Source organism: Microbacterium marinilacus (genome assembly GCF_019753765.1).
Classification (GTDB): Bacteria; Actinomycetota; Actinomycetes; order Actinomycetales; family Microbacteriaceae; genus Microbacterium; species Microbacterium marinilacus.
Genome location: NZ_JAIJZW010000011.1, coordinates 116,552 through 132,711, shown reverse-complemented (window position 1 = coordinate 132,711; position 16,160 = coordinate 116,552). Strand labels below are relative to the sequence as shown.

Genomic DNA, 16,160 nt, shown 5'->3' with positions numbered 1-16,160 from the left:
TCCTTGTGCTCATCGGTCGTGACACCGGCCTTGCGGCCAGAATCGACCGCGTCACGGTTCATCCAGTTCCGCAGGCACGACTCGCTGATCCCCAGATCACGCGCGGTCTGCGCGACGGGGTTGCCCTAGGCGACAAGATCCAGGGCTCGACGCCGGAACTCCGGCGGGTGGGCAGCAGGCATCTCACGGACTCCTTCCGAGACGATCATCGCCTCAAAGCTGGCGTCCGGAAAAGCGGGTCAGGCTCCTTCTTGAGCACCATCGTGAGAGGCGAGCCCCACCACCAAGGTCTTTCTGCGATCATGGCGGATCGGGTACGAGCAGCACTAGTGTGCGATGCGAAGTCGTACCGAACACGTCAGAAACCGTTACCGTGCACCATGAACGGTGTGTGCAGCCCGGTCTCCTGGCTGGCGAGCGACAGGGCGTCGGATGGAGCGAGGCCGGCGGCCAGGCCGCCGTGCAGGGCGCCCAGCAGCTCGGCGGCGACGTCGTCGGCGACGGTCACGGGCGCTGCCACGACGCTCCGTGTGCCCGCGTGCAGCCATGCGTGCGCCATGCCGATCGCCTCGGAGCCCCAGCGGACGGACGAGCGGCCAAGCTCGCATGCCGACAGCACGACGGTGGCGGGCGGACGGACGATCAGGTCGATGTCGTAGCCGAAGAGCGTGCCGTCGGCGAGGCCCAGCCCCGACAGCATGGGCGAGTCGATCGCGTGCCGCCCGTGCGCGATCAGGTGCAGCACGTCCACGTCCTCGGCAAGGCCGGTGACAGCCCCGACGCCGGCGTCGTCGCCCCGCAGCACGCGCGGGCCCGGGCCGACGACTCCCCCGCCCACCGACTGCAGCTCCCACGCGAACGCGGCACCCTCCGCCTCCTCGACGCCGCGCGCGACACCCGGCCCGACCGCGAAGCCCGCGGTGCGCGCGGGGATCACGGCGCCTCGGGCGGACACCCAGCGCGACGCCGAGCGCGCCAGGGTGATGGACCGCCCGCGCATGCCGGGCAGCATGGTCCACGGCAGGCCCGCCAGCACGCCCGGAGCGGTGATCAGCACGCGGCGCGGGTTGCCCGCCGCCGAGAGCGCGCGGTCAACCAGCAGACTGGACAGCTGCGCGAGGCGTCGTTCGAGCGTCGCCTGCACGACCTGCGCCATGCCCCCGCCGCGCAGCGCCGCCGCCACGTCGAGGTCGGCGCGCAGGCCGGGCATGAGCCCCTGCACGGCGCCCGCGTCGAGGTCGATCACGGTGGGCGAGCCCGCCGCGGGCACCGCCAGGCACACCAGCGTGCCGCGACTGTAGACGTAGGTCAGCAGCGCCGTGTCGGCGTCGAGCGCACCGCGCAACGCCTCCAGGTCGACGCGGGGGATGCCGTTCGCCTCGCCCGCCGTCGCCCACTGCCGCTCTCGCACACGCTCACGGAGGTCCCGCACGCGCCGGTCACCCTCCCAGCCCGCGCCGACCTCCTCGCGCAGCAGACGCAGCCGCGCGAGGTCGGAGGCGTGATCCGGGTCGCGGGGCGGGCGCACGGGCGCCACCTGGTGCGCGAAGTGCCGGGCACGCTCCGACCATTCGAACAGCACGTCGGACCGGCGCGAGCGGATCGCCGACGACAACCCCTCCAATATCAGGCCGTTGCCGTGCATCGCGACGGACGAGGCCACGTCGAGGGCGCCGAAGGAGCGCTGCCACGCCGCCAGGCTCTCGAGGCCCGCCGCGGCGTGCCTTCGGGAGTCGGCGCCACGCCCACGGGCGGTGGCCTGCACGGCACGCGCCTCGTGCACGAGAAGGCGCACCGAAAGCGGATCGCGTTCGCGCAGACGGGGGATGCCGTCGTCGCGCTCCCCCCGACGGGCCCGCGCGATCAGCTTCGCCACCCGCAGCATCTGCGCCTCGACCACGAAGCCCGCGCGATCGAGCTCGGCGACCGCCGCGCCCACCTGCGCGGGCGAAGGGCGGCGGCGACCCGCGTCCGACAGCTCCAGCAGCGCGCGCAGGCGCACCCCGTCTGCCCGCGCCACCCAGCCGGGGCTGCGCAGGCCCCGGAACCGGCGCGCGGCCGCCGCGGCGACATCGGCGCTACGCGCGGGATCGTGCGCGAGCAGCGACCGCGCGAGATGGAACTCCGCCTCCGCTCGCGACTGCGGCATCCGCGCGGCGCCGAACGACCGCGCCACCCCCGCCAGCGTGCGCTCGGCCTCGAGCACCTGACCCGCTTCGCGCAGCACCTCGGCACGATCGAGATCACAGATCGCCTCGTTGACGGGTGATGAAGCCATGATCGGCCGGGCTTCCGACATGCGTTCGAGGGCAGTGACAAGATCTCCTTCGAGCAGCGCGGCGTACCCCGCGTTGTGCAGCGCCATAGCGTGTTGGTAGACGTCACCGCTCGCAGCAAAACGGCGAACTGCTGTCTCGATGTCCCGGCGGGCCTCTCCTAGTCGAGACCGGCGCATAAGCGCGACGCTTCGAGTAAGGAGCAGATTCCCGACCCTGATAGAGTCGGTCTCCTCCGCGATCGCCCTCTTGAGCAGCGTAAGCCCCGCTCCAAAATCTCCACGGACGACAAGAAGTGTCCCGAGCTGGCCACGGAGTGCGGTCGCGGCCGCACGTGAATGTGACCGTTCGCTTCCAAGCGCACTGAGAGCGTCGCGCAAAATACGCTCGGCGTTCTCGGCGTGCCCCTTTCGCGTCAATACAAAAGCCAGCGTCCCAATGATCCGGGCTCTTTCTTCCGTCGACAACGCGCGCTCGGCCGCCATTTCTAATACTCGACGGGCCGAACCAAGCCAGCCGCGATTGCAGAGTTCCACTGCACGCGCTTGTAGCTCAGCCGCTGTGAGCCGCACCACAGCCGTCACTCTTGGTCACGAATGAGATTTCCCTTTGCCGCAGAGTCGGAGGGAACTCCGCCGGGCGCGAAACACGCAGGCCTGCTTGCAACCTATTCCGCTGAACGATCATCGCGATCGACTACTTCGAGAGCGGCTTTCGTCGCAGTCCGCGAACGTTCGATCCAGACCTTGCGCGACGCTCTTCTCATAGAAGGCGCGCCATGCTCCACAGCGATCATCCCAGCCACGAATGGCGCGGCAAACGACGTCCCGCTCCAGATCGCGAAAGTACCCGTGTAGTCCTCAACCGCGATCGTCTGTCGGCGGCGCGCGTACGCGTCCTCTCGAGTCGCCGGCTGACGCCCGCCCACGAAGGCAGGGAATGCGCTGACGACGGCGGCGCCGGGTGCATAAGCTCGTACCCACGGTCCGACATTCGAGAACAGGGCTACCGAAGTACGTCCAGGGTTCAGCGCACCTACCGACACGTGCGGAGCAAGTTCGTCAGGGGCGATGCCGTTGTCTGACCCCGGCCATGCCCACAGCGACGCAGGGAAAGTAGGTCGATCAACGGCGTCGTTTCCCGCTGAGCAGACCACCGCAATGCCCAGGCCGCGCGCTACGCGAAGCAGTTCGTACACGGTGTGCGAGTAGAGACCGTCCTCGGGCGTCTCGTGGTAATAGCCGAGCGAGAGGCTCAGCACGTCGATTGGCGTGCCGTCCCCCTCACCTGCGCGATCGCGACGAGCGAGTTCGATGACTTCGGCGAGAGTGCGAACTAAGAGGCTCTCGTCAACGAGACCACGGGCGTCTGCCAACCGAACCGAAACTAGGTTCGCCTCCGGGGCGATCTGGCGGACGATACCCGCGATGAACGTGCCATGTCCAGCGATTGAATCTAGCTCACCGTCCATCTGCCCGTACAGGTCTCCATACACCTCGGGATCAGCTTCGTCCGTGAGCCCGATTGGCTCTCCGTCGATCTCCAGTTCCCGCGTGACAATCTCGTCCGGCAACCAGTTGTGCTCGCCGCAACCGGTGTCCAGTATCGCGACGACCGTGCGACGACGGCCAGCTTTCGGCGGCACGCCCCTCACAGGTCCGGCCCCTAGCCGCATGATCGGTTGACGCCCGCCTGACCCGGCTCGCTCGTACTCCGCCGCGCCATAGGGGTTGGTGGGGATGAACGGGTTGGTGGGGATGAACGGGTTGGTGGGGATGAACGGGTTCGTCGTCGTGAACGGATTCACCCCGACCGGGTCGATCGAGAGGACGTGGTCGAGGCCGACTCCGGTCAGCTTCGACTGGCTCAGCCGGCGGGCGCGCTGCAGCAGGCGCCATGCGTCCGGCGCGAGGGGCGAGTCGGCATCGGGGGCGGCGCCCGGTGCGAGCACGCGCACCCGGGTCACGCCGGGAACCCCGGGAACCAGCGGGTCGGGCTCGACCTCGAGTCCCGGCAGGGGCTCGCCGCGCAGCGTCTCCAGCTCGATGGCCCAGCCGAACGTCTCCGCGGTCTCGCTCAGCCTGCGCAGGTGCTCGACCCGCTCGCCGGTCTCGTCGGTCACGAGCAACCGATCCGGCACGTACACCGTGGGGTAGGCCTGGATCCCGGGCACGGGCTCGACGTTCGGGTCGAGCACCCTCCCCTGCGGGATCGATCCTTCGGCGCGGTCGCGCCACGTCCAGTTCTCGGGCTGAGAAGCCATGGGTCACCCTCTCTCCGCGGCGGGGGCCGCACTCCACCTCACGGCGACGCGGGGGCGCCGCCGCACGGAGGGAGGATCACACCTCGAACTGCGGGGTGATGAACTCCCTCAAGTCTCCGTCCTTACGCACGACGAGCCGCACCGCCGAGAGGCCGGGCGTCACGTCTGCGAACGCGAACCGCCCCTCCTCGCCGAGCGCGGCCGACCATTCGCGGGCCTCCTGCGACAGGCGCGCCGCCAGGATGGGCGGCTCCGACCAGCCGTCCACACGACGGCTGCCCGACTCCGTCGCCGACACGTGCAGCAGCACGCTGGTCGACGCGTCGCTGAACTGCAGGGTGAGCCGCTCCTGTTCGCTGCGCACCGCCGCACGGTCCGCCGACACCTCGGTCAGCAGGGCGTACTCGCGCGAGAGGTCGTCCACGGCGACGGCCGCGATCATCCGCTCGGTGAGGTCGGCCGGCGGTGCGTCTATGCGCTCCCACATCCTCTTCAGGGCCGCGAGCGCCTCGCGGTCCTCCTCTTCTTCGCTGTCCACAATCATGATCTTCCCCCCTGAGACCCGTTCGGGCCATCGAACGCCGCGCCATCCAGACGTGCGCGGAGCTTTCCGAGGCACCGCTGGCGTGTGGGCCCGATGCTGCCGACGGGCATGCGCAGGTCGTTCGCGATCCGCCGGTAGTCCGGCCGGTCGTCGAAGGCCACGATGCGCAGGAGTCGACGGCAGCGCTCGTCGAGCCCTGACACCGCCCGCCAGAGATGCCCTGCCTCGAGGCGCCCTACCGCCTCGTCCTCCGCCGCCGCACTCGGCGGCAGCCGCTGTTCGAGGCTCTCGTCCTCGGTCGGATCCGCGCGCCCGTCGACCTTGGATGTCCGCCACGCCTCCCTGCGCGCCGTCATCGTCAGCCAAGCCGACACCGCCTCGGGCTCGGCGATGGAGTCGTGCTTGCGCACGAACGCGAGCCAGGTCGACTGCACGACGTCCTCGGCCGCCTCGCGGCGCAGGCCGTAGGCCCGCACGACGTGCCACAGCACCGGCGTCAGCAGCCGCACGAGCTCGTCGAGCGCGCGGGAGTCCGCCGTGTCCCGCCACTGCACGAAGAGCGTTGCCGCCTTTCGCCAGCGGGCACGCCCATCGCCCGTGTCGTCGCCGGGCGCCTCGGGCGCCTGATCCGCCGCGCGGGGGGTCGCGGTCGGTGCAGCGCCCGGCTCGGGGTGTTCCGGGCGCTTCGGCAGAGGATCTTCCTCCACGCGGCACATCCTGTCGGCCGCTCGGCGCGCCGCGCAAGTGTCAAGGTCACATTTGTCTTCCAGAATTCCGGTCAGTGGCAGGTATGCCGGATTCGCCATATGAATTGGCCGATCGGGGCATGGAGGAGCGTCATTCCACGCTCGCGATGGCGGCCTCTCGCGGCGTCCGTTCGCGAGTGCGGTTCGTCCCGGCCCGGCGCGGCCTCCCACGCGGCTTCAACCTCCCGCGAGTGCCATATGACACTCACCAGGCGCGGCAGAGTGCCATATGGCACTCGCCGACGGATGGATCCGCCGCAGCGACCGTCTGGCCCATCGCCCTCCGTGGGTCCCAGAAGCTCCCGCCGCACGCACGAGTGCCATATGGCACTCGCCGGACGATGCCGAGTCCCATATGGCACTCATGTGGGGGTGCCGCCGCGCTCTTCGAGCGCCGCGCGGACCGTCCGGGCGACGTGGGACGTGTCGTCGAACACGTCGGGCGCTGTGAAACGCAGCGTGGTCCAGCCCTCTGCCACGAGGGCGGTGTGCCGACCGACGTCCTTCGTCCACTGACGACGGCCACGATGCCAGTCGCCGTCGAACTCGATGCCCAGCCGCAGGCGCGGAAAGGCCTGATCGAGGCAAGCGACGAATTCGCCACGGCGGTCGTAGACGTCGACGTCCAGCTCGGGCTCGGGCAGCCCCGCGTCCACGATGGACAGCCGCATCCACGTCTCAGGGCGGGACGCAGCGCCGGTGCGGGCGCGCTCGGCGAGGGCGCGCATCCGCGTCGTGCCGGCACGACGCCGCTCGTCGATGCGCAGCACGAGCTCGTCCCTGGTCAGATACGGGTCACGCTCGGGAGCGCGGAACCCGCCGGGGAAGCGCGGCACCCGCAGCAGGTGATCCGCCGCGGCGACCAGGTCGTAGTCGCCGAGAGCATCGGCCAGTGTGATCCACAGCGTGGCAGGGTCCACGATCCGCAGCCCCTCGTGCACCAGGACGCGCACCCCGCCGGGGTTCATACGCACCCCGCGCACCCCGCGACGACGAGGGGGCGTCGCCGGGTAGAAGACGCCGACGTGCAGCACCTCGTGCGCTCCCGGTGGCAGCGGTATGCCCGCGATGAGCGCCGCGGTCGGCCCCACGAAGAACGCGTGGCTCGGCATGATCGACGCATAGGCGCGCACACGCCGCATGACCTCCGCGCGCTCGCGCTCGATCCTCGACATCTCCGGGCTGACCCCGGGCCGGACCATCCGCACGCCGTGGAACGGCTGCAGCAGCGTCGCGGAGCGCAGCTGCCCGCGCGTCACGCCGGCCGCACGGGCCTGGCGCACCGTGAACGAGGGGCCCAGCTGCGCGATCCGCTCCGATGTCATCCCGACACCCTGGCGCCATCCGTCACGCCCGGGCCCGTTCCATCCACAGACCTCGAGACCTCACGCGCCGCGCCCCGGCGTCCACGAGTGCCATATGGCACTCACCTGGCGGCGGGGAGTGCCATATGGCACTCGCGGACGCTGAGCCGCTTATCGCGGAGGCCGGCTGTGGACGAAGGGCGTGGGGTGCGGACGGCCCCATGCGGCATATCCGTGAGTGCCATTTGGCACCCACGAGGCGGACGTGAGTGCCAAATGGCACTCACCGACCGGAACGGACCCCGCCCCCGGCGGCTCCGGTCAGGCGGTGTCGCCGAGCGAGGCGAGGCGCTCGGCCTCGTCCGCCTCGATGCACGACTGGACGACCGGCTCGAGCGCGCCGTCCATCACCTGATCGAGGTTGTAGGCCTTGTAGCCCGTGCGATGGTCGGCGATGCGGTTCTCGGGGAAGTTGTACGTGCGGATGCGCTCCGAGCGGTCCATGCCGCGGATCTGCGACTTGCGCGCGTCGGACGCCGCGGCGTCCAGCTCCTCCTGCTGGCGCGCGAGCAGGCGGGCTCGCAGCACGCGCATGCCCGCCTCGCGGTTCTGCAGCTGCGACTTCTCGTTCTGCATCGACACGACGATGCCGGTCGGCACGTGCGTGATCCGCACCGCCGAGTCGGTCGTGTTGACCGACTGCCCGCCGGGGCCCGACGAACGGAAGACGTCGATCTTCAGATCGTTCTGGTCGATCTGGATCTCCTCGGGCTCGTCGACCTCGGGGAAGACCAGCACGCCGGTCGTCGAGGTGTGGATGCGGCCCTGCGACTCGGTCGCCGGCACCCGCTGCACGCGGTGCACGCCGCCCTCGTACTTGAGGTGCGCCCACACGCCCTGCGCGGGGTCGGACGAGGATCCCTTGATCGCGACCTGCACGTCCTTGTATCCGCCGAGGTCCGACTCGTTGCGCTCCAGCAGCTCGGTCTTCCAGCCCTTGGAGGCGGCGTACTGCGAGTACATCCGCAGCAGGTCGGCCGCGAACAGCGCGCTCTCGGCGCCGCCCTCGCCGGCCTTGATCTCCATGATCACGTCGCGGGCGTCGTCGGGATCGCGCGGGATCAGCAGGCGGCGCAGCTTCTCCTGTGCCTGGGCGAGGCCGTCCTCCAGGCCGGGAACCTCGGCGGCGAAGGCGTCGTCCTCCTTCGCGAGCTCGCGGGCCGCCTCGAGGTCCTCCCCCGCGGCGGTCCACGCCTCGTGCGCCTGGACGATGCGGTTCAGCTCTGCGTAGCGCCGGTTGACCCGCTTGGCGCGCGCGGCATCGGCGTGCACCGCCGGGTCGGAGAGCTCCTCCTGCACCCGGCGATGCTCGTCGATCAGCGCATCGACGGACTCGAACACGCGATCAGCGGATGTCGTTCTCGTGGCCGGACGAGCGTCCGCCGGCCGCGGGGATCGACTTCTGCATCTTCACGAGGAACTCGACGTTCGACTGGGTCTCCTTGAGCCCCTCGAGCACCGTGCCGATCGACTGCTCGGGCGACAGGCCCGCGAGCGCGCGGCGCAGCTTCCAGGTGATCTTCACCTCGTCGGCCGACAGCAGCATCTCCTCGCGGCGGGTGGACGACGCGTTCACGTCGACCGCCGGGAAGATCCGCTTGTCGGCGAGCTGGCGCGACAGGCGCAGCTCCATGTTGCCGGTGCCCTTGAACTCCTCGAAGATGACCTCGTCCATCTTGGATCCGGTCTCCACCAGCGCGGTGGCGAGGATCGTGAGCGATCCGCCGTTCTCGATGTTGCGCGCGGCACCGAAGAAGCGCTTCGGCGGGTACAGCGCCGACGCGTCCACGCCGCCGGACAGCACGCGGCCCGACGTGGGGGCCGACACGTTGTAGGCGCGGCCGAGACGCGTGATCGAGTCGAGCAGCACGACGACGTCGCGACCCAGCTCGACGAGGCGCTTGGCGCGCTCGATCGCGAGCTCGGCGACCGTCGTGTGGTCCTCGGCGGGGCGGTCGAAGGTCGAGGCGATGACCTCGCCCTTGACCGTGCGCTCCATGTCGGTGACCTCTTCGGGCCGCTCGTCGACGAGCACGACCATGAGGTGCGCCTCGGGGTTGTTCTGCGCGATCGCGTTCGCGATCTGCTGCAGCACGATCGTCTTGCCGGCCTTCGGGGGCGCCACGATGAGGCCGCGCTGGCCCTTGCCGATCGGGGCGACGAGGTCGATGATGCGCTGGGTCAGCTTCTCGGGCGCCGTCTCGAGACGCAGGCGGTCCTGCGGGTACAGAGGCGTGAGCTTCGAGAACTCGACGCGGTTCGCCGCGTCCTCGACCGACAGTCCGTTGACGGAGTCGACCTTGACCAGCGCGTTGTACTTCTGGCGGCCCTGCTGCTCGCCGTCGCGCGGCTGCTTGATGGCGCCGACGACCGCGTCGCCCTTGCGCAGGTTGTACTTCTTCACCTGGCCGAGCGAGACGTACACGTCCTGCTGTCCCGGCAGGTAGCCCGTCGTGCGCACGAAGGCGTAGTTGTCGAGCACGTCCAGGACGCCGGCGACCGGGATGAGGACGTCGTCCTCGTTGATCTCGGTCTCGAACTCGTCGCCCGACTGGGCGCCGCGGCGCTTGTTGCGGCCGCGGCCCCGGCCGCCCTGCGCGTCGTCGTCCGACGACTCCTGCGCCTGGGGCTGGTTCTGGCCGCCCTGGTTGTTCTGGCCGCCCTGGTTCTGCGACTGGTTCTGACCGCCCTCGGACTTGTCGCCCTTGTTGCGGTTACGGCTGCGGCTGCGGCTCCGGCTGCGGCGGCCGTTGCCCTCCTGACCGTTGCCGTCCTGGCCGTTGCCTTCCTGCGCGTCGCCGGAGGACTGCCCCTCGGCGGCCCCCTCGGCCGGCTCTGCCGCGGGCTGGGCGTCGGCCGGCTTCTCGGCGGGCGCGGCCTCAGCGGGGGCCTCGGCCGGAGCGGCCTCGGCGGGCGCGGCGTCGGCGGACGATGCCGCCTCGGCGGCCGGCTCGGCGTCAGCCGACTTCTCGGCGGCGGGCTTCTCGGCGGGTGCCGCCTTCGGCGTGCGCTTGCGCGGCGCACGCTTCGGCTTCTCGGCGGCGGGCTTCTCGGCGGGCGCCTCGGGGGCGTCGGCGGCGGGGGCCTCGGCGGCGTCGGCCGCGGGCGCCTCGACAGCCGGCGCGGCCTCGGCCGCGGGCTGCTCGACGGGTGCGGCGTCCGTCGACTTCGCGCGACGCGGCGCGCGCTTGCGCGGCGCCGCCTTGGCCGGGGCCTCGGTGGCGGGCGCCTCGGCGGCGGAGGCGTCGGTGTTCGGCGCGTCCGTCACGACGGCGTCCGTGGTTTCGGTCTCGGAGATGGTCTCCACGAGTGGTGCTCCTCTGGGTGGAACGTAGTGATGGTGCCCGATCGCACATGCCGGTCGCGCCGCTGTGTGCGGCACGCGCGGGTCACCCAGTCGCTCTGAAGACGTTGTGCCCGTGAGCTGGTCGGGAACCTGTGCGGGGCTTTCGCAGATTGCGAAACGACGGTCAAGAATCGTGCCGAGCGGCACCCGTCGTGATGTCGCCCATTGTATCACCCCTGAGGGCGGCGGCCTCGATGAACGCACGCAGCTGCTGAGCGTCGTCCGCCATCTCGGTCACGTGCTGGGGGGCCGCGAGCATCGCGTGCAGCTCCGCCGGATACTCCAGCTGCACGCCGAGGGCCTCGTGGATCGTCTCCGCGAACTTCTCCGGCTTCGCGGTCTCCAGCACGAGCATCGGCACGCCGTCCTCGACGTGCTCGCGGGCGACCTTCACGCCGTCGGCCGTGTGCGGGTCGATGATGTCGCCAGACCCGGCGTGCACCGATCGGATGGTCTCGATCCTGTCGTCGTGCGTCGACGTGCCGCTGACCAGCCCGAACTCCTCGGCGAAGCGCGGCTGATCGCCGGTGACGTCGAAGAACCCCTGCTCGTCCAGCTCCCGCCAGGCAGCCGAGACGCGGGCCGGGTCCCGATCGAACAGCTCGAAGGCGAAGCGCTCGAGGTTCGACGCCTTCGAGATGTCCATCGACGGGCTCGAGGTGGCGAGGGTCTCCGCGGCGGCGCGCGGACGGTAGACGCCCGTGCGGAAGAACTCGTCGAGGACGTTGTTCTCGTTCGTCGCGAGCACCAGGCGGCGGACGGGCAGCCCCATGCGCTTCGCGTAGAAGCCGGAGAGGATGTTGCCGAAGTTGCCGGACGGCACCGTGAACGACACCTCGGCGCCCCCGGTGGCGTCGGTCGCCCGCAGCCACGCCCAGAAGTAGTAGACGACCTGCGCCGTGATGCGCGCGAGGTTGATGGAGTTCACCGCGCCGAGGCTCTGCGCCCGCTTGAACTCCAGGTCGCCGGCGAGCTGCTTGACGAGGTTCTGGCAGTCGTCGAACACGCCGGCGATCGCGATGTTGTGCACGTTCGCGTCGTCCAGGGAGAACATCTGCGCGCGCTGGAACGGGCTCATCCGCCCGAGCGGGGACAGCATGAACACCGAGATGCGGTCCTTGCCGCGCAGGGCGTGCTCTGCCGCCGATCCCGTGTCGCCCGACGTCGCGCCGAGCACGTTCAGCACGGCCCCGGAGCGCTCGAGGGCGTACTCGAGCACCTGGCCGAGGAACTGCATCGCCATGTCCTTGAACGCCAGCGTGGGCCCCTCGGACAGCCCGACGAGCGTGAGGCCGTCGCCGATCGGGCGCAGCGGCACGACCTCGGAGGGGAAGGACTCGTAGGCCGCGGCCGTCATGCGCGCCAGGTCATCGCGCGGGATGTCGGTCGCGAACAGGGCGAGCACCTCGGTGGCGAGCTGCGGATAGGTCAGCGCGCGCCACCGCTCGAGCGTCTCGCCGTCCACGTGCGGCAGCTCGGCGGGCACCGCGAGGCCGCCGTCCCGCGCGAGCCCCTCCAGCAGCGCCTCGCTGTACGACAGCGGCTCGCCGCCGCCCCGGGTCGAGATGTACCGCATCGGGCTCCTCACGTCTTCGGACGCCACGGATCCGTGTGAGACCACGGACTCACGCGACGCCATGGGGGTTCTCCAGTCTCGCATCGTCGGCCGGGGGCACCGTGCTGTCCGTGGACGCACTGTCAGCGGAAGCGCTCTCCCTGACCGTGCCGCCCTTGAAGTCGACGGCGAGCATCAGCGACTGCCAGCTCCCGCCGGTGATCTCGGTCACGACGGCGTCCGCCTCCAGACGCTGCCCGGGGCCGTCGGCCAGCACGAGCACGCTCGGCCCCGCCCCGGAGACGACCGCCGCGAGACCGCGATCGCGCAGCGCGCCCACGAGCGCGAACGTCTCGGGCATCGCCTGAGCGCGGCGCTCCTGGTGCAGCTTGTCCTCGGTCGCCGACAGCAGCAGATCCGGGCTCTGCGTCAGCGCCGCGATCAGCAGCGCCGAGCGCGAGACGTTGAACACGGCGTCCTCGCGCGACACCTCGGCGGCCAGCACGCTGCGCGCCGTCGAGGTCGACATCGTGCGGTCGGGCACGAACACGACGGGCGCGACGCCGCGGTGCACGAGCAGCTTCTTGTGCTGCGGCACGCTGTTCTCGGTCCAGGCGATCGTCAGCCCGCCGAACAGCGCGGGGGCGACGTTGTCGGGATGCCCCTCGAGCTCGGTCGCCAGGCGCAGCAGGTCGGTCTCGTTCAGCTCGGCCTCGCCGGCGAGCAGGCCCTTGGCCGCGAGCACGCCGGCGGCGACCGCCGCACCGGACGACCCGAGTCCCTTGCCGTGCGGGATGCCGTTGCGCGCGACGATGCGCAGGCCGGGCGCCGGGCGCCCCACCGCCTCGTAGCAGTACCGGATCGTGCGGGCGATGAGGTGCGACTCGTCGCGCGGGATGTGCTCCGCGCCCGACCCCGACACCTCGATCTCGAGGGCCCCGGGCTGCAGCGCCGTGACGTCCAGCTCGTCGTAGACGCTGAGCGCCAGGCCCAGGGTGTCGAAGCCCGGGCCGAGGTTCGCGCTGGTCGCGGGGACGCGCACGTGCACCGTGCGCTCCCCCGCGGACGGCACGGTCATTCCCCCTCGACGCGCAGCACCGACACCACGCGCTCGACGACGTCGCTGGACGACAGGCGGGCGACCGTGTCGCCGAGCGCCTGCTCGCGCGCGTGGTGGGTGCCGATCACGAGCCGTGCGCGGCGCGGGGCGGGGGCCTGCTCGGCCGCGGCCTCCTCGGCGGGCTGCTCCACGGTCTGCTCGACCGTGGCGACCGAGATGCCGCCCTCGCTGAGGATGCTCGCGACGTGCGCGAGCACGCCCGGCTCGTCGTCGACCTCGAGCGTGATCTGGTAGCGCGTGGTGATGCGGCCGATCGGCGCGACCGGCACGCTCATGCGCGGGCTCTCCCCCACCCCGACGCCCCCGGCGATGTGCCGGCGGGCGGCCGAGACCACGTCGCCGAGCACCGCGGAAGCGGTCTGGATGCCGCCCGCGCCGGCACCGTAGAACATCAGCGCGCCCGCGGCCTCGGCCTCGACGAACACGGCGTTGTTGGCGCCGTGGACGCTCGCGAGCGGGTGGTCGCGGCCGACGAGCGCCGGGTAGACGCGGACGGAGATCTCCTCGCCGTCCTCGCCCTGGTCGCCGTCCGCGGGCAGCCGCTCGCAGACGGCGAGCAGCTTGATGACGTAGCCCGCGGCGCGCGCGCCGTCGATCATGGCCTTGTCGATCGAGGTGATGCCCTCGCGGTGCACCGCCTCCAGCGGCACGGACGTGTGGAACGCCAGGCTGGCGAGGATCGCGGCCTTCTGCGCGGCGTCGTACGCCTCCACGTCCGCCGTGGGGTCGGCCTCGGCGTAGCCGAGCGCCTGCGCCTGCGCGAGCACGTCGGCGAAGTCGGCGCCCTCCTTGTCCATGCGGTCGAGGATGTAGTTGGTCGTCCCGTTGACGATCCCCATGATCCGCACGACGCGGTCGCCCGCGAGGGAGTCCTTGAGGGGACGCACGATCGGGATCGCGCCGGCGACCGCCGCCTCGTACGAGACCGATGCGCCGACCTGGTCGGCGGCGTCGAAGATCTCGGCGCCGTGCGTGGCGAGCAGCGCCTTGTTGCCCGTCACGACGTCGGCGCCCGAGTTCAGCGCCGTGAGGATGTGGGCGCGCGCGGGCTCGATGCCGCCCATCAGCTCGATCACGATGTCCGAGCCCACGATCAGGCCCTCGGCGTCGGTCGTCAGCAGCTCGCGCGGCAGGTCGACGTCGCGCGGGGCGTCGACGTCGCGCACCGCGATGCCGGCCAGCTCGAGGTCGGCGCCGCTTCGCTCGGCGAGCTCGGCGGCCTGGGTGAGCAGCAGGTGCGCGACCTGCGATCCGACGGAGCCGGCCCCCAGCAGGGCGACCCGCAGACGGCGGTGATCGATCATTCTTCTCCCTCTCGCGTGGGCGCGGCGGCAGCCGCCGGACGGATGCCCGTGTCGCGGGCGAGCAGATCCTCGATCCGCTCGCCGCGCACGATGACCCGTGCCCGACCTCCCGTGACCGCCACGACGGGCGGGCGCGGGATGTGGTTGTAGTTGCTCGCCAGCGGGGCGCAGTAGGCGCCCGTCGCGGGGACGGCGAGCAGGTCGCCGGGCGTGACGTCGCCCGGCAGGTACTCGTGGTCGACGACGACGTCGCCCGACTCGCAGTGCAGGCCGACCACCCGGCTGAGCACGGGTGCCCCGGCGCCCTCGCGCGAGGCGAGTCGAGCGGAGTACTGCGCGCCGTACAGCGCCGGGCGGGCGTTGTCGCTCATGCCGCCGTCGACGCTGACGTACCGGCGCTCGGCGGGTCCGGAGCCGGTGTCCACCGAGACCGACTTGGTGGTGCCGACCTCGTACAGCGTCACCCCGGCCGTGCCGACGATCGACCGTCCGGGCTCGAACGCGAGCACCGGCAGCGGGATGCCGCGCACGGCGCACTCGTCCGCGACGGCGTCGACGATGCCCGCCGCGAGCTCGCCGATGGGGGTCGGGGTGTCGGCGCGCGTGTAGGCGATGCCGAAGCCGCCGCCGAGGTTGAGCACCGGCTCCACGGCGCCGTCGGCCGACTCGGCGGTGAAGCGTCCCTCCTCGCGCAGCAGCGCGAGCAGCTCCAGCACGCGCGAGGCGGCCTCGCGGAAGCCGTCGACGCCGAAGATCTGCGAGCCGATGTGGCTGTGCAGGCCCGCGAGGTCGACCAGGGGCAGCTCGTGGATGCGCTCGGCCGCGCGGTGGGCGGCCTCGAGCGTGAAGCCGAACTTCTGATCCTCGTGCGCGGTGGCGAGGAAGTGATGCGTCTCGGCGTGCACGCCGCTGTTGACGCGCACCAGCACGGCCTGGCGCCGGTCGAGCCGCTCGGTGATCGCCGCCAGCCGCTCGATCTCGATCTCGGAGTCGACGACGATCGTGCCGACGCCCGTCTCGATCGCGCGCTCCAGCTCGAACACGCGCTTGTTGTTGCCGTGGAAGCCGATGCGGGCCGCGGGCACGCCGGCGGCGAGGGCCACCTCGAGCTCGCCGATCGAGCAGACGTCGACGTTCAGCCCCGACTCGACCATCCACCTCGCGACCTCGGCGCTGAGGAAGGCCTTTCCGGCGTAGTAGACGCGCGCCCGCCCGCCGTGTCGGGCGGCAGCGTCTCCGAACGCGCGCAGCGCCTCCCGGGCGCGCGAGCGCACCTCGTCCTCGTCGAGCACCTGCACGGGCGTGCCGAACTCCCGCGCCAGCTCGGGGGCGGCGACCCCGGCGACGATCAGGGCGCCGTCGTCGTCGCGCCGCGCCGAGGCGGGCCACACCCCCGGCGCGAGGTCGTTGGGGTCGTCCGGCAGGGGAAGCCAGTCGGGCGCGAGCGCGCCGGTCTGGCCGGGCTCGGGTACGGCTGCGTCGTGCACTGCTCACCAATCGGGGCTGGGGGTGTCCGCGCGCGGGGTGTTCACGCGCCGCAGGTGCCCCCGAGTCTAGGGCACCCGCGCGACCCGCTCCGCGCCCGTCCCGACCACGCCCGTGCAGGACGCAGGACGCGCGCGGGCACACGTCGGCCGTCGGG

Annotated in this window: 11 protein-coding genes; all 11 read right to left on the bottom strand. The window is 71.5% G+C overall.

Annotated elements, in window-relative coordinates:
- Positions 1-358 precede the first annotated feature (358 nt).
- Entirely contained in the window at positions 359-2,365 is a 2,007-nt protein-coding gene (locus K5S26_RS16000; protein ID WP_246604116.1) for a CHAT domain-containing protein, read from the bottom strand.
- 578 nt (positions 2,366-2,943) lie between these two features.
- The gene (locus K5S26_RS15995) at positions 2,944-4,539 is read right to left on the bottom strand and encodes a S8/S53 family peptidase (protein ID WP_221860011.1); all 1,596 of its coding nucleotides are present in this window, start codon (positions 4,537-4,539) and stop codon (positions 2,944-2,946) included.
- Between the two features lie 76 nt (positions 4,540-4,615).
- Positions 4,616-5,077, bottom strand: coding sequence for a hypothetical protein (locus K5S26_RS15990; protein WP_308123030.1), 462 nt, complete (start codon positions 5,075-5,077; stop codon positions 4,616-4,618).
- A gap of 2 nt (positions 5,078-5,079) precedes the next feature.
- Positions 5,080-5,889 carry an RNA polymerase sigma factor gene (locus tag K5S26_RS15985; protein ID WP_246604115.1) on the bottom strand — a complete coding sequence of 270 codons (810 nt, stop codon included), beginning with the start codon at positions 5,887-5,889 and terminating at the stop codon, positions 5,080-5,082.
- A gap of 302 nt (positions 5,890-6,191) precedes the next feature.
- Positions 6,192-7,154 (bottom strand): endonuclease domain-containing protein, encoded by a 963-nt coding sequence (locus K5S26_RS15980; protein WP_221860006.1) that lies wholly within the window; start codon positions 7,152-7,154, stop codon positions 6,192-6,194.
- A 300-nt stretch (positions 7,155-7,454) separates the two neighbouring features.
- Positions 7,455-8,534: a peptide chain release factor 1 gene (prfA, locus tag K5S26_RS15975; protein WP_221860005.1), complete on the bottom strand. Its 1,080-nt coding sequence runs from the start codon at positions 8,532-8,534 to the stop codon at positions 7,455-7,457.
- Positions 8,535-8,538: 4 nt separating this feature from the next.
- A complete protein-coding gene (rho, locus tag K5S26_RS15970) occupies positions 8,539-10,500 on the bottom strand; it encodes a transcription termination factor Rho (protein ID WP_221860003.1) in 1,962 nt (653 codons plus the stop codon).
- Positions 10,501-10,663: 163 nt separating this feature from the next.
- Positions 10,664-12,115, bottom strand: a complete 1,452-nt coding sequence (gene thrC / locus K5S26_RS15965) for a threonine synthase (RefSeq protein ID WP_221860001.1) — start codon at positions 12,113-12,115, stop codon at positions 10,664-10,666.
- Between the two features lie 49 nt (positions 12,116-12,164).
- The gene (gene thrB / locus K5S26_RS15960; RefSeq protein WP_221859999.1) at positions 12,165-13,172 is read right to left on the bottom strand and encodes a homoserine kinase; all 1,008 of its coding nucleotides are present in this window, start codon (positions 13,170-13,172) and stop codon (positions 12,165-12,167) included.
- A complete protein-coding gene (locus K5S26_RS15955) occupies positions 13,169-14,518 on the bottom strand; it encodes a homoserine dehydrogenase (protein WP_221859996.1) in 1,350 nt (449 codons plus the stop codon). The genes thrB and K5S26_RS15955 overlap by 4 nt, the downstream gene beginning before the upstream one ends.
- The gene (gene lysA / locus K5S26_RS15950) at positions 14,515-16,005 is read right to left on the bottom strand and encodes a diaminopimelate decarboxylase (protein ID WP_221859994.1); all 1,491 of its coding nucleotides are present in this window, start codon (positions 16,003-16,005) and stop codon (positions 14,515-14,517) included. The genes K5S26_RS15955 and lysA overlap by 4 nt, the downstream gene beginning before the upstream one ends.
- Positions 16,006-16,160: the final 155 nt, after the last annotated feature.